Consider the following 22,268-nt stretch of genomic DNA (forward strand, 5'->3'; position numbering starts at 1 on the left):
GTTTCTTATTTTAAATCTTTTAATAAAACATCAACCGCCTTCTTTAGTTGTGCATCTTCACCTCTTTCTTTCCATCCTGGTGCGTTTTTAACTAAATAATCTGGTACTGCTGGAGCTTCATTCTCCATATTTTTTCCTGATTTTTTAACAAACCAAGCTCTAAAAGGCATACGAATTGCTCCGTTTTGTAATCTTTTTCCTCCAGTAGAAACTACTGCTCCAAATGTTGGTTGCCCTACTAACTTACCTAATCCTAAGTTTTTAAAAGCATGTGAAAAAATTTCAGCATTCGAGTAACTATTCTCATTACACAAAGCAACTACTGGTTTTGTGTTTACTGATAAGATTGCACGCTCATTAAACGGGTAATTCCCTGCAAATTTCTTATTATTTTTCAAACTCTTAACCGCTCCTCTAGGTATTGTATAAGCATGTTGATCTACATTTAAAACAGCCATTAATCTGTCGGTTGTCCAACCACCGCCATTATAACGCACATCAATTACAATTCCTTTTTTACCATAACCACTAGCTTTTAATTCACGCTCAAAACGCTCGAAACTTGGCATATTCATTCCTTGAATATGTATATACCCTAATTGTCCGTTAGAATATTCATCTACTAATTTTTTACGAGAAGTTATCCACGCTTCATACTGTTGTCCTCTAATAGATCTTTGTGGTCTTATTACCACATCTTTTTTATTTTTTAAACTCAATAACACTTCGTTTCCTCGAGTTTGTTTTAATAATTTATAAAAATTAGTGTTTTTATAAATCTTCTTACCATTTACAGCAACGATAATATCACCTTTTTTCAATTTACTTTTTGACTTGTCGGCAACTGTATTTTCTAAAACATAGTTCACTTTTACTCCATCATTGGTATTTGCTACCTCTAAACCTAATAAACCAACTTTATCACTTGTGTTTCTAGGTGCTGATCCTCGATACCCCATATGACTTGCGTTTAACTGACCTAACAATAAATTATACATATACGTATAATCTTGATGTGTGGTTGCAGATAATACCCAAGGTCTATATTTTTTAACCAAGCCACTCCAATCATATCCATGAAATTCAGGATCATAAAAACCAGCCGTTAAAGCTCTTATTCCTTCATTAAAAACTTGCTCGTATTCTTTCTTTACGTTTTTAGTATACGTAGCTGAATGTGGTAATTTGGTTACTTTATCAGACTTTGTATCTAATTTACTTAAACTCCCTCTTGAGGTAAAGTAAACTTTTCCTTTATTTTCTGAAATGCCTCTAGCGCCACGTACTGCTTTAATTGCTTTCGGTTTACTACCATCCCATTTTACTTTGTAAGTACTTCTTTTTTTACTTGCAGGGTCTGTTGCTGAAAAATAAATAAATTTACTATCGGCACTAAATATAGGACTGTACTCATTGTCTTGTAAAGATGTTACCTGAACTAAACGGTTATATATTCTATCTTCATCAATCTTAACAATTACTTTTTTCTTCTTATCCTTTTTACTAGATTTTCCTTTTTTCGTGTCTTTTTTCTCTGGATAATAAGAACCTTCTTCATGATCTTTCTTAGATTTTTCCCAGTCAGATTTGTCTAACCAAACCATCCAAACATCATAATTAATTCCGCTTCTATTAGATAAAAATGCTAACTTTTTACCATCTGCACTCCAAACGGGATTTCTATCACTTCGTGGATGCATTGATACATTCATTTTAGTTGAAGGATTTTTTATCGATTGAATAAATATTTCACTATCAAAATTTAAATCTTCTTGTGAGTATGCGATATATTTACTGTCAGGACTCCATGAAACGCTTTCGGCCGCTGCCCATGAATTTGAATATTCTTTTGATTTAACAATTTTACCGTCTTTTAAATCGGCAATCATTAAAATTCCTCTACCAACTTGATATGCTATTTTCTTACCATCAGGAGAAACCAAAGAACTTTCTACATCTTCCTTACTTTTGGTTAGCTTCGTAACTTTCGTTTTTAAACTTCGGTGTAAACCGACTAATGTATCTGTAGAAACTACACTATATAATTGATAAACACCATCTCTATCTGATGAAAAAACAACCGTTTTATCATCTATCCATTGTGGGTTTCTATCTCTAAACGAATGTTTACTTACATTATTAGATCGTTTCTTTTCTTTATTATTTTCTTTTACAAAAATTTCTCCATTAATTTCAAGTGCTATGCTTTTTCCGTTTGGTGAAATTGCATAACTACTAACACCGTTAGAAACTGTTTTTGTTTCTTCTTCTTCAAAACGATTGTCTGAAGGAATTGCTAAGTTTATTTTTTGTTTTGATCCGTTTGCAACCTTAAATAAGTTTACACCACTTATATAAACAAATGTTCCATTATTACTTACCGAAAATGCTCTAACTCCATCTTTTTTTTCAGATGTTAATTGAGTAGCAACACCGTTTGACGTTCCGTTTGAAGAAATTGATTGCTTATAAACATTATATCTTCCACTTTTTGCACTTATATAATATAAATTACCTGTAGCATCCCAAATAGGTGAATAGTCATTTATTTTGTTATCGGTTATTTGAATGTATTTTTTCGTTTCTGTATTATAAATCCAAATATCTCTTTGTGCTGAACCTGAATAATCTTCACGAGCAATACGACAAGCTCCTTTAGTAAAAGCAATTAATTTTCCGTTTGGTGAAACCGTAGCCATTTCTCCGTAGGCTGTTAATAAACGTTGTGGAGTTCCTCCTTTTTCGTTTACAGTATACATTTGTTTATCCCATTCTGGCCCACTATACGCTCTTTTAGTTGTAAAAACTATCTCTCCCTTTTTAGTCCAATTTGTAGGAATATTTGCCGTAGGATAATACGTTAACTGCTTAGGTACTCCTCCGTTTACAGAAGTTGTAAAAATATTATCATTTCCTTTTCTATTTGATGAAAAAGCTAATGTTGTTCCATTGGAGTTCCAAACTGGGTTACTTTCGTACCCTTTATGAATTGTTATTCTTTTTGACTCTTTACTATTAAAATTATATACCCAAATATCTCCATGATAACTAAATGCCATTTTAGAAGCATCATTACTTATTGCGGGTTTTCGAATTAAAGCATTTTGTGAAATTGATACACCTATACTAAATAGTGCACCTAGCAGGAATAAAGTTTTTTTTAACATCCGTTCAGTTTTATACCAACGAAATTAAAGTTTTATGATTCTTTTACATAAACTTTAAGATATTTTAACTTTTTATGAATAATTTTTCTTTTTCTGTTAATAATATTTTTTCACTAGTCTTTTTTAAATTACTAGGTATATTTTCATAAAAAGGTTTATTAAAATCAATGTTTCCTTTTTTTATTTTTTCACCTAACTTACTTTCATTAATAAATAAACTTTGTTTAGCCCTAAAGCCATTAATATATCTTTTTGTTTTTATTACTCCATTCATTTGTGAAATAGAATAACTTATACCATACTTATTGTTTTTCATTTTATTAAATGAAAGTTCAATAGTATGGCTTTTCATCTTAATTTTATAAGGCTTCTTAGTTCTCTTTGTCGTTGCATCCTTAAAATCAGAATTATAAACCATATTAAGCTTCAAATTCTTTATAGATTTGTAATCTTTATCAAATACAATTAAACTGTTTTTTAAATTAAAAATATTTTTTCCATTTTGAATACAAGTAGCATTAAAATATACATTAATAGTATTCTTGTTTTTTTCAATAACTTCTATCTCATAGTCTTTAGCTGAGTTCACTAAAATATATTGTAATAGAAAATCTAAATGTAAGAACTTAAAAAATGATTTATTTTCAACATGACCACTATTCGAGTCGACAAAATCCTTTTTTATTTCTTTAATTTTTGAGAAATCTATAGATTGAAGAGTTATTTTATTCTCTTTTTCAATTGTTATATCAGTTTTAAACAATGAGTTTTTACTGTACCAATCTAATTGAACTTGAAATAGTCTAGTAAGTGAATCATTAACACTAAAACTTTCCTTGTAAGTAGCGTTACGAATAACCTTCTTAGTTGAATATTTTTTTGATAAACCATTTTCTAAAATATCAATAAATTTTTGCTTTAAATCTAGATTATAAAGTACGATTTCATCTAATTGATTTGCTTTTCGGGTAAGTAACAAAGTGTCTTTATTTTTAAAATCTTCAAAAATAAAGACACTTTCAATATAGTTTATATGAGATACAACAATTCTATTATTTTTTAAGGGAATTTTTATTTTACCATCTGCATTAGAAACACTTCCCACTTCTATATCAGGATAAAAAACTTGAACTAAATCTATTGGTTTTTTAGATAAACTATCTAGAATTAAAAACTCTTTAGATTGTGCTAAACTTATGTAGGCTATAAAAAACAGAAACGAAGTAAACTTTATTCTCATTTTATTAACTGGTTAATTGTATGAAATTTATAACACTACCTCAAAATTATTGCCAAAGTATTAAATTATAAATTTATTCTTAATAATCAACAGAAAATGTGTTAAGAATCATTCCTTTTTTCACTAAAATTACCATAATTATATATGCCATAGATTTTATTTTTAAACTTTTGAAAATTAAATCACATTTTACAATACCACCCCAACTTATTCGTTCTAATTATTCCATCTTTTCTCCTAATAAAACTACTTTTTTCAACCATTTTTCTCTAAAATTTAAAGTAGAATCTTTAATTACTGAAATAAAAGTAACTTTAACAGGGTTTATTCCGCAAAACTGTAGTGTCCCTTTTTTAAACTGATTAATAGCTGGTCGTTTCATAATTAAAAAATCATACCATTTTGGTGTGTCTGAAGTAATAATTAACCGTGCAGATTTTCCTTTTAAAAGTTTCTTAGGTAATGGTTTTCCTTCAATTGGTTGAAAAGTAACTCCTGGTAAAAATGTTCTATCAATAAAACCTTTCATTAATGCAGGATAACCTCCCCACCATATTGGAAATATCCATACAATGTGATCTGCTTTTTTAATTTTATCAATTGCATCAACAAGGTCTGGTTCTAACTCCATTCTTTTTCGGTAACCAAACCTCAAATTAGGATTAAAATCTAAATCAGAAATATTAATTTGAGTAAGTTCAGCATCCGTTTTATTTACTCCTTTTATATAAGCTGCTGATAAAGCGTAATTAAAACTCTCTTTATCTGGGTGCCCGTTAATTATTAAAATTTGTTTCATGCTTGTTCTATATCTTTTTACAAAGAACTGCACCTTTTAACTTTTTTGAAAGGACATATGTCTAATTCGAAATAGACTTTCGTATTCTACTTAAATGTCTTTGAGTAATACCTAAATATGAAGAAAGATAGATTAATGGAATTAACTGTAAGAGTTCTGGCTGATTGGTAAGTAAATCTCGATATCGCTGCTCTGCTGTTTCCCTTTGTAATAAGAAAACTCTTTTTTCTAGCTTAATATACTCTTGCTCTGCAATAACCTTTAAAAACTTTAACCAGTTAATACTTAACTCTTCTAATTTTAGAATATCTTCTCTTGAAATAGTTAATAGTTCAACATCAGTTAAAGCCTGAACATTTTCAGCTGTTTTATTTTGTAATAAAAATGAAGAATAAGCACTAACAAAAGTATTAGAGAAAATAAAACAGTATGTAACTTCTTCTTCTGTTGAGGAGTGATAAAATGACCTAAACAATCCTGAAGTTACAAAACTAACTTCTTTACAAACCTGACCTTCTTTAATGTAAAAATCTCCTTTTCTAATTCTTTTTTGCGTTACTTTTTGTTCAAATAAATCAATATCCTCACTCGTTAAGATATTAAATGCTTCTAAATAACTTCTCATTTTACTTATCACTTCGACCATAGCTTATATAAAAAAGGTTTTACACTGAATGTAAAGATACACAAGTCATCAAAATAGTGTATCTAAAACCACATTGTTTATAAATACTTCTTCTATCTTACCTTTTTCAAAATAAAGTAAACGCATAAAAGCTATTCTTTTAAAATTTCTAATTTTACTATCGAAGGAAGGTAAGCTTTAACAATTGTATAATCACCTGAACAACAAGGAAAAGGTGAAACTTTCCAGCTCCAAAATATTTTAAACGATTTCCCTAAATATTTTGGATTATCGTTTAATTCTTTTTTATCAAAAAGTGATATACCTCTAAAATCATTTTGTCCAAATCCAAAATCATATGTTTTTCCTTCTGAATCTTCAAAATTTATGTGATGATAGTCTCCTATGTCATTCCCTTTATAAATAACGATAAGAGGATTCGGAACATCTTGCCATTGCTCTCTTTCATATTCAATAAGCTGTTCTAGTTCTAATTTATAATTCTCTGAACACTCAACTATAAAATCATGAACAGTCCATTCATTCATGTTTGATTCACTCTTTTTATTTATTAGATATTTATCCAAAACATACCCAAAAATGGAGTCCCTCTCAACGCAACTTATTTTAAGCCATTTTTCATCTATTTTTTTAATAACCTGAATCTTTTCTAAATAATTAAGTTGACCTATTATACCAGAGCTTGAATTTGGTTTTTCTCTTATATTCAAACCATTTTTAAGATTAACATATTTTATCTTTTGACTAAAAGAAAAAGTGCTAACTAATAATAAAATTATGTATACTATTCTCATTATTTTTAAATACAAAGTTCACATAAACCTAAAATTTGAAGTAATGATAGGTCTTATTAATTATTTTCTATTTTCGCTACTACTCGTAAATTTAATACCTCTTTTTTGAATTTATATTCTAATTCTTCAAAATTTCTTTCCTCAATTATTTTTCTTTCTTTTAAATCGATAATAAAACTCACTTTTGTAATCCATGTATTTGATACATTTGAAAAATCAGATTCAATAGTTCTTTCATCTGAATTAATTTCTATTTCATAGTCTTCAGTTAGTAAAGTTATTTTAGCCCCTTTAAATGTTTTTAAATCAATTCGACTTAAAATGGTAGAGTTCATAAATAAAACTTCATTTAATTCTTGAAATTCAACCCAAAATTGACCGTCTTTTGATTCCGAAATTTTAATACCTGAAACATTTTTTATTTTATTCTCAGTAAAAGTATCAACATGTAACCTTTTCATTGCTCTCATGTTACCAAGAGATGCTAATATTTCATCTTTTTTTCTAAAAATATTCATTTTGGATTTACTTTTTTAAGTTTAGCTAAAATTAAAATTCTTATTTTATTATTTATCTAGTTTTAGAAAAAATATAGCCTTTTACAATAGCTATCTTTATTAATTGCTTTTTTTAATTTTCTAAAGCATTCTCAACTATAGAAAAAGTCTTATTTATTGGATCTATTTCAGCTTTTATTCCATAAGGAATCGTAAAAGTAGGACAAGTATGCCCAAAATCCATTTCAGTAATTATAGGTAAATCTGTTAAACCAGATTCGTTTCTAATTACTTTTATTAATGCATTCTCATATTCTTTTATATATTTATTATCATAAGGTCTTCCTACTATTAGCCCATTAATATTATGCATTATGCCAGAGGCTACATAATTTCTTAATATCCAAAGAAAATAATGAGGTAACATAGTTGCTTCAGATGTTTCTAAAAACATTATTTTACCTTGCCATTCAGAAGGGCTCACCCACAATTTTGTATCTTTTAAAGTTTCTAAAACATCAAAACACCCTCCTAATAATTCTCCTGAAACAATTTTAGAACCCTGTAAGAAATTCCAACCATTGGATTTTGTTAACTGTCTAGATATATTTTGATTTTTTGGATTATTCCATTCAAGTCGTTCAGATGTCCACCCCTCAATATTTGGTTTAATTTCATTTCTAACTCCATTAGAAAATAAGGTGTTTTTTATATCTGATATTTGATAATTATGCATTCCATTATTTTCTGCAAACCCAACAAGTGTTGATGTTCCATAGAAAGATGTTACTCCTGCTTTATAAAAGCAAAAATGCGCCACTGTTGAATCAGAAAAACCAATAAAAATCTTAGGTTTTTTTTTAATAACATCAAAATCAATAAATGGTAATATTCTTATGCTATCATCACCTCCAATATTAGAAATAATTGCTTTTATTGAATCATCTTCAAGAGCCTCCATTAAGTCTTCTGCTCTTGCTTTAGGATTTTCATAAATCCATTTAGCTGGTTTCAATGCATTTTTGGTTTCAAGAACTTCTAATCCAAAATTGTCATATATCTGCCTTTTACCAATTTCATATCTACTAGGAATTTCACCTGCTCCACCCCATGATAAAGAAATGGTAGCTACCTTATCTCCTTCTTTTAATTTTTTGGGTTTTATCATAGTTATTTTTCTTTCTATACAACGTTATTAAAAATACAATTATACAATAACTAATTATATTCAGTACAAGCTAAATTATTAAAAAAATAAGGAATCAAAGTTGTTTCTAACCGCAAACTTTACAATCGTCTTTATCTTGAATTTCACCAACTAATTTACCATCATCATTTAAAATAAAACCACAACAATCCATAAACCCTTTAGCTATTAATTTACGTGCTCGCTGAATTTGTGATTTTGTGGTTGGTAAACTTTGCTTTAAAGTCGTTGCAACTTCTTGTTGTTTTAATCCTTTAATATCTGATAAAAATAAAGGATCTCTATATTTTTTTGGTAAGTTTTGTAAAATACCACGCAAACAATCTTTTTCTGTATGCGTATGCTCTTCTATTTTTGTTTCCGTTTCAAAATTAGCTAGTTCAAAAGTTTTATTTGTACTTTTAAAATAGTCCATTATAGCGTTTCTAGCAATGGTGAATATCCACGCCTTTAATTTCGTAATATCTTTTAGCGTATGAAGCTTTGTGTGTATTTTAATAAAAGTGTCTTGCAAAATATCATCTGTAACCGTAGCGTCTTTAACCTTACTTAAAATAAAGTATTTAACGTCATCAGCATATTTTGTCCAAACTTGATTTGTTGTCATTTTATAAATTTACAAAAATGTTATTACGAAGTCAAGGCTAATTTTCAATGAAACATTAGAAAAAACACCTTATACTTCGTAATAACAAAAGTTAACAAATTTGCGATTTAACAATTGCAGTTATTACATGAACAGCTTTCGCATGTGCAGTTTGTACAACTTCCTGTTTTACAACCGTCACAATTACACGTACATTGATTTTTATATTTCATGATATTTAATCTTTAAATTCATATAGTAGACTTATTTATATTTAAAAAGATGCATTTATTTATAAAAATATTTTTGAAGTTCTTTTCTAATAGGCATGGGCTTTATTGGCGAAATATTTGCTCCTCCAGTATTTCCTTTTGGTACCCAAATGTTTGTAAACAATATAGCAGCTAAAATTCTAGTAAACTGCCCAATTATTTCTTTTACGCTTATTATTCTAATTCCGTAAATAAACATCCAACAATGAGATAACGTGTGCCTATACAAATGTTTTTGACCTAAAACATGAGCGTTTTCTAAATGATAAAAAGACACTTTAAAGCGATTGCTTTTAAGTGCCTTTTTAGCCAATGTTAATTGATTGTAATATTCTTGTTTACGTTGTAGCTGTGTCATAATTATATCGTTTTAAGAATATGACACTCACTTATATAAAAAGATGCTTTTTAATGTATTTTTAATAAACTAATATCAAAAATTAAAACAGATCCTCCAGGGATTCCTGCATAGTTTTTGCTACCGTATCCTAATTTTGATGGAATTAATAAAATACCACTTCCTCCTTCTTTAAAATAAGTAACACCTTCCGTCCATCCTCTTATTACGCTTTGTAAATTAGTTTTAAACGTTGAGTTTTGATCAAATACTTTTCCATCTAAATAATAACCTTTATAAGCTATGGTTACAGTTGAGTTAGATGTTGGCTGCCCACCAGTACCTTCAGTATTTATAACGTAGTATAAGCCTGAATCGCTTTTTTTAGCTGTTAGGTTATTATCCGCAATATATTTTACAATTTCAGCTTCATTTTGTGCGTCAAAATTAGGTTCTTCACTTGAACAAGAAAAGAATGCTGAAATAATTGTTAATAGGGATGCTATTTTTTTCATTTTTAATAATTTAATATTAGTTCTAAATTCTATTTAACTTTTTCACCGTTTACATAAGTTGCTATAACTTTTGTATTCGGGATTTTATCTCCTTTAACTGTCATAATATCATTTTCTAAAATGATAAAATCGGCAACTTTACCAACTTCAATACTTCCTTTCTCTGCTTCTTCAAAATTACCATAAGCATTCCAAATAGTCATTCCTTTTAAAGCATTTTCTCTAGATAAGGCATTATTCATTTGATATCCGTCTTTAGGATACCCTTTTAAATCTTTTCGTATCGTAGCTGCGTAATAGGTATAAAGTGGACTTACATTTTCAATAGGAAAATCTGTTCCTAAAGCAACTTTACCATATTGTTTTAATAAATCGTTATACGCATATGCTCCTTTAATTCTTTCTGCTCCTACACGGTCTTCCGCCCAATACATATCAGATGTTGCATGCGTAGGCTGAATAGATGGCAAAATGTTTTTAAAATGATGAAAGTCTTTTATAGCTACAATTTGCGCATGTTCTATTCTCCAACGGCGATTTTCTTTATTTTTAAGCGCTTTATTATATGTATTAAGCATTACATAATTAGCTGAATCACCAATAGCATGTGTGTTCATTTGATATTCTGAAGCTGCAATTCTTGTTGCTAAATTTTGAAGGTTAGCATACGAGTTTACTAAAGCTCCAAAATGACCTTTTTTATCAGAATATTCACTTTTTAATGTTGCTCCACGAGAACCCAAAGCACCATCAGCATAAACTTTTACCGAACGAACATGTAGCCTATCTGTTTTTATGATTCCTTTTTTCAAATAATAATTTAAATTGGTTTTATTATTTGAAATCATCGCATAAATACGCATTTTTAAATCACCTGACTGCTGTAAACTATCTATTAATTCTATTACTTGCTTATCTAAGCCAGCATCATCAACAGTGGTTAACCCTAAATCAAAACAAATTTTCTCAGCATCTTTTAATGCTTGAATCTGTTCTCTTTTACTTGGCTTTGGAACTTTAATAAAATTCATAGCATTGTCAATTAATACACCAGTAAGTTTTCCATCTTCTTGTAAGAACTCTCCGCCTTCTATTTTTGAGTTGATTGAAATTCCTGCTAAATTAATTGCTGCTTGATTTACCAACATTGCGTGTCCGTCAATTCTACGAACGGCTACAGGAATTTCAGGAAACAATTTATCTAACTTTTCTTTTGTTGGAAACTCTTTTACCTCCCAATCATTCTGATCCCAACCACGACCTGTTATAAATGTTGTGTTTTTCTCTTTTTGAAACTCAACTAGTTTTTGTAAAACTTCATCGTAACTTTTTGTTCCTACTAAGTTTACTTTTTGTTGCTGTAAACCAAGTCCATAAAAATGACAATGTCCATCTATAAACCCTGGATATATTGGATTATTTTTCGCATCAACAGTTTTTAAAGCAGCATACCTAGCTTTAATTTCTTTATTACTTCCAATAGCTATAAACTTACCATTTTTAATTGCAAAACTTTCAGCTTTATCAAAATTTGAATTTACGGTATAAGTGTTCGCGTTAATAACAATTACATCTGCTTTTTCTTGTGTTTTACAAGAGAAAAATAAACTTACACAGACTACTAATAATACTTTTTTTTTCATTTATTTAATTTCATTTTTATAAATAACATATGCCCACACAATAAATAACACTTGTACTGCAATTCTAATATATGCTGCCATTTTTGAACCTATTGCTGGTACTTCTTTAAAAGCATCCCAGATATGAATAGGCATAAAAGCAATCATTAATAAAAAAATACCATAGGCAGATTTCTTCTCATAACCTTTTTTAAACAACCCAATACCTAACAGAATTTCTATAATACCCGAAATATAATTTACACCTAGTTTTGGTAAAAAATCAGGAATAAATCCATTATAAAACTCTGGGTTTTGAAAATGATTGTACCCTCCGTAAATTAAGAAAACAGCTAATACTATTTTTAAGGCTAAAAAAACATATTTCATATATCAATTAAGGTTTTAATGTTTCGTTATTGTATAAGTATTTATCCATTAAATAAATAATACTCGCCATAGATGCACTTCCTAACTCTAATTCTCTTTTATTAACCTTATCAAACGTATCACTAGCAGCATGATGATAATCAAAATAACGTTGACTATCTGGTCGATATCCTACCAAGGTAACATGCTCATCTTTTAATGGTCCAATGTCAGCACCGCCGCCACCTGCTGTTATATCATGTAAACCATAAGGTGCTAATAGTTTTTTCCAGCTTTGTAATAATTTTCTATTTTTATCATTTGCATCAATTGAAAAACCTCTAGGCGTATGACCACCTGCATCTGATTCTAATGCACCGATATGAACCTCTTTATTTTGTTTTGCTAAACGTGCGTATTCTGTAGCACCTCGCAAACCATTTTCTTCATTCATAAAGAATACAATTCGGATTGTATTTTTTGGTTTAATATTGTTTTTTTTAAGTAAATAAGCAACCTCTAATGACTGTACAACCCCTGTTCCGTCATCATGCGCTCCATCACCTAAATCCCAAGAATCTAAATGCCCTCCGATTACCATAATTTTATCAGGGTTCTCACTTCCTTTAATTTCTCCAATTACATTATGTGAAGGAGCATCTGGTAATGTTTCACAACTTTGTTTTAAATAAAACTTAAGTGTAGGGTTTTCTTTTAAATGCTTACTTAAATTCTCTGCTCCTCTCGAACTAATTGCCGCAGAAGGAATATATTCCGATTTTGGAATATCTCCATACCCCATAGAACCTGTATGCGGATAGTCATCAATTCCATTAGTCATCGAACGAACAATAACTGCTTTAGCCCCAAATTTACCAACTACAGATGCTCCTGCATATCGCTGACCAACACAACCTCCATAAGCTTTAAATGTTTGAATTAAAGTATTATCAAAAGCGCCATTAAAGAAAATAATTTTACCGCTTGCTTTATCTCCTAATCTTTTTGCTTCTTCTATACTTTTTACTTCTATAACTTCGGCTGTAATTCCGTTTATAGGCGTAGCAATAGAACCTCCTATTGCACAGACAGGTACATTTATTTTTTGCCCATTAAAATTATAATTAGCAACTTCTTTTTCTCCACGAACCCAATGTGGAACCATAACAGGTTGCAACCAAACAGAATCTAACCCAACGCTTTTCATTAATTTTTCACTCCAAACTACTGATTTAGCTGCGCCTTCTGACCCAGATAATCTACTACCAATATTGGTAGTTAAATCCCGTAACCATTCATACGATTTACCTTCGGTTAAGGCTGAATTAAAAAGGTGTTTTATTTGAGTTGAATCTATTTTTTCTTCAACAGAGAAAGTAGATGTTATTTTTGATACTTCTTTATGTTCTGGTTTGCAAGATGCTATTAGTAAACTGGATATTAAAAGTAGCGATATGTTTTTCATTTAGTTTTGTAGTTTAAGATTATAAATCTACAAAATTGAATTAAGCTTTTGGTTGTTTAACATTTACAATTTATTTTGAATAGCATTTTTGTATCGATTAAGCTCTTTAACTACTTTAGGTGCTAATAAGATTAAACCAATCATATTCGGAACCATCATTGCAAACACCATAGCATCTGAAAAGTTAACAACGGCATTTAATGTTGCTGACGCACCTATTATAGTAAAAATGCAAAAAATGATTTTATAAACATTTCCCGTTCTTTTTTCTCTTCCAAATAAATAAGACCATGCTTGGTACCCGTAATAAGACCAAGAAATCATTGATGAAAAAGCAAATAATATAACTGCAATTGTTAACACATAAGGAAACCATGATATACCACTTTCAAGAGCTTTTGAAGTAAGAATAGCTCCTTGTTCAAACGATACCTGACTTCCCACTGTAATTTGCCCTGTAATAACTAATGCTAAAGCAGTCATAGTGCAAACTACAACGGTATCTATAAAAGGCTCTAATAAAGCAACCAACCCTTCACTTGCAGCATAGTTTGTTTTTACTGCAGCATGTGCAATTGATGATGAACCAATACCTGCTTCATTTGAAAACGCTCCTCGACGAAACCCTTGAATCATCACTCCAATAACACCTCCTGCAATACCATTAGGATTAAATGCTCCTTGAATAATTTGATTGATCGCATTTGGTATTTGTGTGTAGTTCATTACCAAAATAGTTATAACTGCCAATACGTATACAACTACCATAATTGGTACAACTTTATCTGTAACTTTTGCTATTTTTTTTATGCCTCCTATAATAACAATTCCTGCAAAGATTGCCATGATTAATCCAAATAACCATCCTTTTCCATAAATAAAACTTTGCTCTCCTCCCGTAACGTATTCAAACAATTTAAAAGCTTGGTTTACTTGAAACATATTTCCTCCTCCAAAAGAACCTCCTACACACATAATAGCAAATAGAATAGAAAGTCCCTTTCCTAATTTACTATACCCTAATTCTTTTAACCCTTTTTTTAAATAATACATAGGGCCTCCAAACACTGTTCCGTCAACTTCTATTTCACGATATTTCACTCCCAAAGTACATTCTACAAACTTTGAAGCCATACCTAACAAACCAACAACAATCATCCAAAAAGTTGCCCCAGCTCCGCCAATAGATAATGCTATGGCAACACCTGCAATATTACCCAATCCTACAGTTGCCGAAAGAGCCGCTGTTAATGCTTGAAAATGCGAAACCTCTCCTTCACCTTCCACCTTTATAGTTTCTGAAATATCTATTTTATTTTCAGGCTTATCTATATCATCATACTTACCTCTAACCACATTAATTGCAGTTACAAAACCATTAAAGTTAATTCCTTTAAAATAGAAAGAGAAATAAAGAGCTCCGCCAACTAAAATTATTAACACCCACGGAATAGTTATATTTTCACTTATTGGTATTTGATATAATATAATATCTGTAAACCAACTTGTAGCATTATGAAATGATTGATCGATTTGTTGATCTAAAGATTGAGTTTTATTTTGAGAGATCGTAAAAAAAGAACTGCAAAATAAAGTAATGAATGTAAAAAATTGTTTCATGGTTTTTAAAATTGATTTTGGCTAAATTGCCTATAATCAACATTAAAAAAAAGGTTACGCATTGATGAAAGTTAAATACACTAGTAGTTAAGTATATGATTAAGTAGTAATCTAATCACAAGAAATAGTGGCGAAATCTATTAATTTTTTATCAGTAGCATAAGTGATCAATTGTTCTTTTCCGTCAGCCCCTGAAATGTTTAATGCCTTTTTAATTTGATAAATATGTGCTTGAAAACCATCTACACTTATATTCATAGCCTCTGCAATTTCAGTGTATGATTTTTCAGATCCACAAACACCAAGGTTTGCTAAAACTTCTTTTTGACGATCGGATAACTCAACCTTTGAAGATTTTTTTAATTTTTTATATTTCTTTTTTCTACTTGTTATTTCATATTTCAAGTGCTTGATTGTATCTAAATGGCTTCCGTTAGCTATTAATAAAATTTCTTTATCTTTTTCTAAAGACTCTTTTTTAGTTTTAATTTTTACAAACTCTGACTGTTGTTCTTCTTTTTCTAAGAGTAGTTTCCAACTATAAAGTAAAATGATAAATAAAAGAATAAATAAAAATTTAAAAGAAACTGCAGTAATTACCCCAAGTGAATTCCAAGTATTTAAATACCCCAAAGTTTTAACATATTCAATTGGTATAATTCGATGGGTAACAGCAATAATTATCAAAGTAAATAAAGCAAATGTAGGTAAATACATAAATTGCATTCCTCTATTTTTAAACGCTTTATTTAATTCTTGTAATAAAGAAAAAGCTACGACTAAAGATATAGGGATATCTATCAACCAAATAACATTATTACTTGAATTTTCTTGATTATTACTATAAAAAGAAATCAAAAATACTGACGCTATCATTAATAAAATTCCACCAAAAATGATAAACACTTCTTTATTTGTGAATCGTTCTATAATTCTAATAACCAAATTTCTTTTTTCATAATGCTCTATAGAGGGTATAGACATTAAAATAAATAATGAGTTTATTAATGAAATAAAAACACCTAAACTAACAATGATTTTATGATTACTACTTACATCAAAAAATAAAATTATAAAGATGTTTAAAAAAGCCCCCAATCCCCATGAAAAAATAGCTAATGAAAACCATTGAATACCCTGTACAGATTTACCATCTACATTTTTAGCCCTCTCTTTCACATACACTCGTTGAATTACGAAAGCTGTAATTAAACAAACAATGGCTGTGATATAATTAGATACGATGGCTAACATTCTTCGAATGTAAGACTTTTCTATTAATTTTTAAAACAGCGTATCAAACTTCCATGTTAATCCTCCCATTGCTTGAAAACCTTGAACATTAAAATTATTAAATCTTTGATAACTATTATTTAAAACGTTATTTAAGTTTAAAAACACTGAAAAAGAATCATTAAAATGGTATCCTCCATTAAAGTTTATATCAAAATAACTGTCTATATCAACTGTTGTAAAAGTATCTAATGGTAAAATCTCATGCAATTTCCCTTTTCGTTGACCAACAAAAAATAAATTAGCTCCTGCAAACCATTTCTCTACTTTATAAGTACCAAAAAGCTCTCCTTCAATTTTTGGCGCATTCCAAGCTTCTAATTCATTTGTTAAGGTAAACTTGTTAAATTTCCCATTTACTCCTAGCGTTAAATTTTTAATTCCGTCATAAGCTATTTCTCCAAAAAACGTCATTAATTTAATATCATCATATGTTGTATTAAATGAATTTCCATATTCATATCCTAAAAATGAAAAAGCATTGGTACCCGCATTGTTCGTTCCATTAGATTTTGATTGATTTAATGAAATAAATGGATTGTTTTCTATAGCTGCATAACTTGCTTTAAAGTTATAACTAAACTGAAAATCTAATTTACCTCTAATTCCAGCAAAAGCATCATACTTCTTATTTGTTTGTAATACTTGTTGCGTAGGCGATATATGCGGATTTTTATCTACAAGAGATTTATACGAATTTGTTTCTAAATCACCCGAAGCTCCAACAAAAATATTTGCAAATTCATTTACAATAGGGTATGATATTTCTACATCAGGATAAATGAAAAAATTATTTCCTTTATTTTGAATATCTAATGAGAAATAAGACTTTGCTCCTATTTTTATAGCTAAATCTTGTACTAAAAACTTATAAGTTGGATGAACTCCTACCGTAAAAAAGCTATGCTTTAACTCATCTTGAGTATTATATGAGTTCTCAAACTTACCTCCTAAATAACTAAAAGTAGTGTTTATATATAAATCGTTTAACTCACGGTGAAAACGATCTAAAGAAACTTTAAACTTAGCATTTCCATCAATTAAAAACTCACTACTACTTAACACATCTGAGAAAAAAGAAATGGAACCATTTGCCTCTTCTATATAAGAATCATCAAATTTAATTGTCCCAAAAACCTTAAAAAGATTGTGTGCTTGCTCTTCTTCTATACGGCTAATAGTAGCATCTGTAAAAGTTATATTTTTTGGCAAACCATACCAATTGTACTTGTTTCTTCCCGCGCTTATACCTGCTCTCCAATTAAGGTAACGTTCTTGCTGGGCATAAAACAAGTTTAAATTCATATTGTAATAAGTACTACTAAGTTGTGTTTTTTCAACAGGATCTGCTGAAAGAAGAAACTTTAAATGCACTCCATATTCACTATCATAACTCTCATTTCGTCTCACATACGCCTCAAGAAAAGGAGTGATTTTATTTCCTAATCCAAGAGAAAAATAATTAGGATATAATTGTTCTCTTTTACCTAAATCTACTTTTTTCATAACACCACTTTTAGGAATAAAAGTAGAAGCAACTGGCACTGAAAATATTTTATATTCTAACTCTTTTTTCTGAGTTTCCTTTGTATGCTTTATTACAGGTTTTTGCTTTATTTTAAAAGCGTCAGTTATTTTAGGCACATAAGATGTTACTACTTTAACTACTTCTGTTTTAATTATAGTATCTTTTGTTTTTTCTGGTGCGTTTTTCTCTTGCGAATTTGCAATAGATATTACAAATAAAACTAGTAAACTTAAATGCTTTTTCATTGATCTAATCATTGAACTCTTTTTTGTTATTAACAAATTTTAGTTTTGTGTAGTTACAGATTTGTTTGTTTTTGCTTCTTTATTTTTAATAGTACTAAGCTCATTTTTTGCTTCTTCTATTACATCCTTATACTGCGTAAAATTTTTAACAATGTTCTCTAAAATATAAGTAGCTTGGTAAGCATCTTTTAATGCATAATGATTCTTAGCCATTATAATATAACTTTTAACTCCCCAATATTTATATGATGAGTAATTTGCTATTAAACTTTGCACTGCTTTATTAGATGCTTCATAATCTTTATGATCATTTAAAAAGAAAGCATTATAATACAAACTTTCGGCCTTTAATTCTCCCGTTGCATTTTTACTAACTTCATTAAAAAACTCTTCAGCGTTTAAAAAGTCATTTGTTTTAAATGCTGAACGTGCAAGAATTACTTTTGCATCTTCAGCAATACTCGCATCCAATTTGCTTGTTCCCAAAACTTTCTCGGCATAACTAATTGCTTTTGAATACTCTTTTTTATTATAATAGCCTTTCATTAAATTACTTTGTGCAAAAATGATGTTCTGCGGATAATTAGCTATTTTTTCTAATTTTTCTAAAACTATAATTCCTTTCTCCCAATTTTCTTCTTCTAAATATATTTTAGCAAGCTTATTTAAAGACTCTTCTGAAAACTCACTCTTTTCTTCACTAATTACATGTGCGTAATGAGGAACTGCTTTCTTAAATTGACTTGTATTATTATATGATTCTGCTAGGTAAAAATTAGCTTTTAAAGCATTTAATCCAGCAGGGAAAGCCTGAAGATATTTAGCAAATCCTTGTATTGCTTTAGCGCTATTATTTTCTAAGAATTTATTTTCAGCAGATTGATATGTTGCATTATCTAATTCAGCATCTGTAACATTTACAAATTTCACATTTTTAACCCAAGCTGCATATTCATCTACTTTACCAATATCAATATATACATTTTTAACATTAGTAACAGCTTGTTTAGCTTCTTTAGAGTTTGGATGCTTTGCTACAACTTCTTTATATTTTTCTAAAGCCTTTTTACTATTATTTTTATTGTAATACAACAATCCTTGTCTTAACAGCACATTAGGTACATAGTTACTATTTGAATGTTTTAATAATAAACTATTGTATGTTTTTTGCGCCTTTGATACGTTATTTAAAGTCGTATATGTTGTTGCTAATTGAAACAATGCGTCATCTTCTAATTGAGAACCTGTATATGTAGTAATAAGATTTTTTAAATTTTCAATTTTCTTATCGTTGTCTCCCATAAACCCATTACTCATTGCTGTTTGATATTGTGCGTAATCTGAACCTACACCTCCTTCTTGAATTACCTTATCGTAAGAATTTATTGCCTTCGAGTAATTTTTAGAAGCATAAAAAGAATCTCCCAACCTATTTGAGGTATCATCGTTTAAGTCGTTATCATCTAATTTAAGGTCTAAGAAGTTTTTAAAATATTTCGCAGCATTCGTGTATTTTTTTTGTTTAAAATAAGTGTATGCTATATTATAGTCTAACTTTTTAGCTTCTTCAATATCTTTATCTGTAACCTTTAAAAAACTAGTTAAAGCGGCTTCATAATTACCTAATAAATACTCAGTTTCAGCCAACCAAAAAGCTCCTTTACTACTAACAGTTGAATTTTCTGCTAAAGTGGCTTTTGTAAAATATGGTTTAGCTTGTTTTAGTTTACTTTCATTAAATAATTGAATTCCTCTATACAAAGAAACTTCATTTGCTAGTTTTTCGTTTTCTACAGACTTCGAACTACTTATATAATCTAATGCACCTTGATAATCTTGTTGATATAAATAAGAAGTAATTAATAAATTATTTATTTCAATAGCATTTGGTGAATTAGGATATTTAGTTAAAAAGCTTTTTAATACATCTGGAACACTTTCATATGGGTTTCCTTGCTCATAACTTAATTTAGCATAACTCAACGAAGCACTTTCTGTTATTTTTAAATCAAAATCCATTTCACTAGCATTTTTAAATGCATTTAAAGCTTCAGGTTTTTTCTTTAATTCTAAATAACATTCTCCTAAGTGATAATATGCGTTTTGTGCTACTTTATTATTACCATTTATAATTTTATTAAAATTACCAATAGCTAATTCATATTCCTTTTGCTGATAATAAGCATATCCTAAGTAATAGTAATCAGTATTTGTCCATTTACCCTTTGTTCCTTTATATGCTTTCAAGTATGGAATTGCCTGATCATATTTTTTAAGGTTAAAATAGCTTTCTCCAACTATTTTAGAAACTTGAGAAATTTCTTTTTCGTCTTTTGATTCTTCTAAAAGTTTCTCTCCAATTTTTACTGACTTATCAAAACGTCCCGCTTTAAAACTAATATCTAAAATATAATAGTTTGCTTTGGCTTGATATGTTGCATCGTTTGCTAATTGACTTAAATTATCTTCGGCCTCTCCAAAATTTTCTTGTTTATATGCTATAAAACCGAAATAATAACGAGCATCTGTACCATAAATAGGATTCCCTAATAAAGTTTGAAAACGAGATTTTGCTTCCTTCAAATAATTAGAAACCAACATTGCGTACCCCATTTTGTAATTAAGCTCATCTCTTTCTGGCTGACTTAATAATTTTTCATTTACTTTTTGATACCATCTTAACGCGTGAGCCGCTTTTCTGTTCGCAAAATAATAGTTACCCACATTTAAAAAAGCTTTCTCTTTTTTATTACTATATGGGTAGTTTTCTACAAAATTCAGCACTTTTTCGTTTGCATCATCTTGTATTAATTTTATAGCACACATAGCATCATAATAATCCGCATCAGCTTTAGCGCTTCTATGTTGCTCAGCCTCTTTAGAAACAGCTACAAACAACTGCTGTGCTGCTGCATACGCTTTATTATTGTAAAGTTTTACAGCTTTGTGTAAATTAGATGTAACAGCTGAATTAATTGCTGATTTTTGTGCCACTATAGTTGTTGAAAAAGCAATTAAAAATAACAAATAACAACTCTTCTTATAACAAATAAATTTCATACTTTTTAGTTCTCTAAGGATTATAACGTTCCTTTTTTGTTTTTGTTGGGAAACAATGCATCAAAAGTAAGAAATGTTATAGAATTACATAATAAAATTTTAGATTTGTAAAAACAATTTGATATATGGAAAGACCTGTTTTACATCTTGAAAATGCCGATATTTATCAACAAGATAATTTAGTGTTGTCAAAAATTAATTTCAAATTAAATAAAGGTGGCTTTTATTATTTGATAGGAAAAACAGGAAGCGGTAAAAGTAGCTTGCTAAAAACCCTGTATGGTGATTTAAGACTACAACGAGGCTTAGGTGAAATTGTTGGTTTTGATTTAAAAAAAATTGAAGAAAAAGATATTCCTTTTTTACGAAGAAAGTTAGGTATCGTTTTTCAAGATTTTAAACTATTAAATGACCGAAATGTTTTTGATAATTTAGAGTTTGTTTTAAAAGCTACTGGATGGAAAAATAAAATGGATATGAAAAGTAAAATTCATGAAGTTTTAGATAAAGTAGGAATGAAAGAAAAATACTATAAGAAAACTTTTGAACTTTCTGGAGGTGAACAACAAAGAGTTGCAATAGCACGAGCTTTATTAAATGACCCTGAATTGATTTTAGCTGATGAACCTACTGGAAACTTAGATCCTAAAACGTCATTAGAGGTAATGGAATTACTAAATGAAATTCATAAAAGCGGTAAAACAATATTAATGGCTACTCACGATTATCAATTAATTGTAAAATTTAAGCAAAAAACAATTAAATGTGAAGGCGGAGAACTATTTGAAGTAGTACAACAATCTATTTAAGAAACATTCATAAAAAAAAACCCACTCCATAAAATGAAGTGGGAAAATTGCTATGAAAAACTATGAAAAAAGAAACATTACTAATGTTTCTCTTATACTTAAAGACGTGTTTCTCTAAATAAACTTACAGTTTAGTATAAACTTTAACATTTTTTATAAAAAAATCCCTGAATAATATAATTATTCAGGGATTTATA

At 29.1% G+C, this 22,268-nt stretch carries 18 protein-coding genes; 1 reads left to right on the forward strand and 17 read right to left on the reverse strand.

From position 1 onward, the window contains the following. Window positions 1–5: 5 nt before the first annotated feature. From H518_RS0116600 to H518_RS0116680, 17 genes are all read right to left on the reverse strand, one after another. Entirely contained in the window at window positions 6–3,167 is a 3,162-nt protein-coding gene (locus H518_RS0116600; RefSeq protein WP_028890110.1) for a S41 family peptidase, read from the reverse strand. 64 nt (window positions 3,168–3,231) lie between these two features. Next, window positions 3,232–4,407: a hypothetical protein gene (locus tag H518_RS0116605; RefSeq protein ID WP_028890111.1), complete on the reverse strand. Its 1,176-nt coding sequence runs from the start codon at window positions 4,405–4,407 to the stop codon at window positions 3,232–3,234. Between the two features lie 220 nt (window positions 4,408–4,627). Next, entirely contained in the window at window positions 4,628–5,206 is a 579-nt protein-coding gene (locus tag H518_RS0116610) for an NAD(P)H-dependent oxidoreductase (protein ID WP_028890112.1), read from the reverse strand. A 61-nt stretch (window positions 5,207–5,267) separates the two neighbouring features. Further along, on the reverse strand, window positions 5,268–5,831 hold the full coding sequence (locus H518_RS0116615) for a Crp/Fnr family transcriptional regulator (protein ID WP_028890113.1): 564 nt from the start codon (window positions 5,829–5,831) through the stop codon (window positions 5,268–5,270). A gap of 152 nt (window positions 5,832–5,983) precedes the next feature. Then, a complete protein-coding gene (locus tag H518_RS0116620; protein WP_028890114.1) occupies window positions 5,984–6,646 on the reverse strand; it encodes an SH3 domain-containing protein in 663 nt (220 codons plus the stop codon). Window positions 6,647–6,702: 56 nt separating this feature from the next. Continuing rightward, complete coding sequence (locus tag H518_RS0116625; RefSeq protein WP_028890115.1) at window positions 6,703–7,164, reverse strand: hypothetical protein; 462 nt, start codon at window positions 7,162–7,164, stop codon at window positions 6,703–6,705. Between the two features lie 112 nt (window positions 7,165–7,276). After that, window positions 7,277–8,311 carry a S66 family peptidase gene (locus H518_RS0116630; protein ID WP_043707190.1) on the reverse strand — a complete coding sequence of 345 codons (1,035 nt, stop codon included), beginning with the start codon at window positions 8,309–8,311 and terminating at the stop codon, window positions 7,277–7,279. Window positions 8,312–8,417: 106 nt separating this feature from the next. After that, complete coding sequence (locus H518_RS0116635; RefSeq protein WP_028890117.1) at window positions 8,418–8,957, reverse strand: sigma-70 family RNA polymerase sigma factor; 540 nt, start codon at window positions 8,955–8,957, stop codon at window positions 8,418–8,420. A gap of 267 nt (window positions 8,958–9,224) precedes the next feature. After that, window positions 9,225–9,566 (reverse strand): DUF3703 domain-containing protein, encoded by a 342-nt coding sequence (locus H518_RS0116640; protein WP_028890118.1) that lies wholly within the window; start codon window positions 9,564–9,566, stop codon window positions 9,225–9,227. Window positions 9,567–9,616: 50 nt separating this feature from the next. Then, window positions 9,617–10,060, reverse strand: a complete 444-nt coding sequence (locus H518_RS0116645) for an FKBP-type peptidyl-prolyl cis-trans isomerase (protein WP_028890119.1) — start codon at window positions 10,058–10,060, stop codon at window positions 9,617–9,619. 29 nt (window positions 10,061–10,089) lie between these two features. Beyond that, window positions 10,090–11,703: an amidohydrolase gene (locus H518_RS0116650; protein ID WP_028890120.1), complete on the reverse strand. Its 1,614-nt coding sequence runs from the start codon at window positions 11,701–11,703 to the stop codon at window positions 10,090–10,092. Beyond that, on the reverse strand, window positions 11,704–12,072 hold the full coding sequence (locus tag H518_RS0116655; protein ID WP_028890121.1) for a DoxX family protein: 369 nt from the start codon (window positions 12,070–12,072) through the stop codon (window positions 11,704–11,706). A 7-nt stretch (window positions 12,073–12,079) separates the two neighbouring features. Further along, on the reverse strand, window positions 12,080–13,516 hold the full coding sequence (locus H518_RS0116660) for a M20/M25/M40 family metallo-hydrolase (RefSeq protein ID WP_028890122.1): 1,437 nt from the start codon (window positions 13,514–13,516) through the stop codon (window positions 12,080–12,082). A 63-nt stretch (window positions 13,517–13,579) separates the two neighbouring features. Continuing rightward, window positions 13,580–15,136, reverse strand: a complete 1,557-nt coding sequence (locus H518_RS0116665; protein ID WP_051263826.1) for an alanine/glycine:cation symporter family protein — start codon at window positions 15,134–15,136, stop codon at window positions 13,580–13,582. A 111-nt stretch (window positions 15,137–15,247) separates the two neighbouring features. After that, window positions 15,248–16,390: a helix-turn-helix transcriptional regulator gene (locus tag H518_RS0116670; protein WP_028890124.1), complete on the reverse strand. Its 1,143-nt coding sequence runs from the start codon at window positions 16,388–16,390 to the stop codon at window positions 15,248–15,250. Between the two features lie 30 nt (window positions 16,391–16,420). Continuing rightward, window positions 16,421–18,214, reverse strand: a complete 1,794-nt coding sequence (locus H518_RS0116675) for a hypothetical protein (protein ID WP_155995258.1) — start codon at window positions 18,212–18,214, stop codon at window positions 16,421–16,423. 27 nt (window positions 18,215–18,241) lie between these two features. Further along, window positions 18,242–21,262, reverse strand: a complete 3,021-nt coding sequence (locus H518_RS0116680) for a tetratricopeptide repeat protein (protein ID WP_028890126.1) — start codon at window positions 21,260–21,262, stop codon at window positions 18,242–18,244. Between the two features lie 125 nt (window positions 21,263–21,387). On the opposite strand from H518_RS0116680, the gene H518_RS0116685 reads away from it, so the two are divergent. After that, the gene (locus tag H518_RS0116685; protein WP_028890127.1) at window positions 21,388–22,071 is read left to right on the forward strand and encodes a cell division ATP-binding protein FtsE; all 684 of its coding nucleotides are present in this window, start codon (window positions 21,388–21,390) and stop codon (window positions 22,069–22,071) included. Window positions 22,072–22,268 lie beyond the last annotated feature (197 nt).

The sequence above is a fragment of the Tenacibaculum ovolyticum DSM 18103 genome, assembly GCF_000430545.1.
GTDB lineage: Bacteria > Bacteroidota > Bacteroidia > Flavobacteriales > Flavobacteriaceae > Polaribacter > Polaribacter ovolyticus.

Coding starts and splice junctions, on each gene's coding strand:
- H518_RS0116675 (WP_155995258.1), bottom strand. CDS start 18,214: ATGATTAGATCAATGAAAAAGCATTTAAGTTTACTAGTTTTATTTGTA.
- H518_RS0116605 (WP_028890111.1), bottom strand. CDS start 4,407: ATGAGAATAAAGTTTACTTCGTTTCTGTTTTTTATAGCCTACATAAGT.
- H518_RS0116630 (WP_043707190.1), bottom strand. CDS start 8,311: ATGATAAAACCCAAAAAATTAAAAGAAGGAGATAAGGTAGCTACCATT.
- H518_RS0116685 (WP_028890127.1), top strand. CDS start 21,388: ATGGAAAGACCTGTTTTACATCTTGAAAATGCCGATATTTATCAACAA.
- H518_RS0116640 (WP_028890118.1), bottom strand. CDS start 9,566: ATGACACAGCTACAACGTAAACAAGAATATTACAATCAATTAACATTG.
- H518_RS0116625 (WP_028890115.1), bottom strand. CDS start 7,164: ATGAATATTTTTAGAAAAAAAGATGAAATATTAGCATCTCTTGGTAAC.
- H518_RS0116635 (WP_028890117.1), bottom strand. CDS start 8,957: ATGACAACAAATCAAGTTTGGACAAAATATGCTGATGACGTTAAATAC.
- H518_RS0116670 (WP_028890124.1), bottom strand. CDS start 16,390: ATGTTAGCCATCGTATCTAATTATATCACAGCCATTGTTTGTTTAATT.
- H518_RS0116650 (WP_028890120.1), bottom strand. CDS start 11,703: ATGAAAAAAAAAGTATTATTAGTAGTCTGTGTAAGTTTATTTTTCTCT.
- H518_RS0116660 (WP_028890122.1), bottom strand. CDS start 13,516: ATGAAAAACATATCGCTACTTTTAATATCCAGTTTACTAATAGCATCT.
- H518_RS0116615 (WP_028890113.1), bottom strand. CDS start 5,831: ATGAGAAGTTATTTAGAAGCATTTAATATCTTAACGAGTGAGGATATT.
- H518_RS0116600 (WP_028890110.1), bottom strand. CDS start 3,167: ATGTTAAAAAAAACTTTATTCCTGCTAGGTGCACTATTTAGTATAGGT.
- H518_RS0116655 (WP_028890121.1), bottom strand. CDS start 12,072: ATGAAATATGTTTTTTTAGCCTTAAAAATAGTATTAGCTGTTTTCTTA.
- H518_RS0116665 (WP_051263826.1), bottom strand. CDS start 15,136: ATGAAACAATTTTTTACATTCATTACTTTATTTTGCAGTTCTTTTTTT.
- H518_RS0116610 (WP_028890112.1), bottom strand. CDS start 5,206: ATGAAACAAATTTTAATAATTAACGGGCACCCAGATAAAGAGAGTTTT.
- H518_RS0116680 (WP_028890126.1), bottom strand. CDS start 21,262: ATGAAATTTATTTGTTATAAGAAGAGTTGTTATTTGTTATTTTTAATT.
- H518_RS0116620 (WP_028890114.1), bottom strand. CDS start 6,646: ATGAGAATAGTATACATAATTTTATTATTAGTTAGCACTTTTTCTTTT.
- H518_RS0116645 (WP_028890119.1), bottom strand. CDS start 10,060: ATGAAAAAAATAGCATCCCTATTAACAATTATTTCAGCATTCTTTTCT.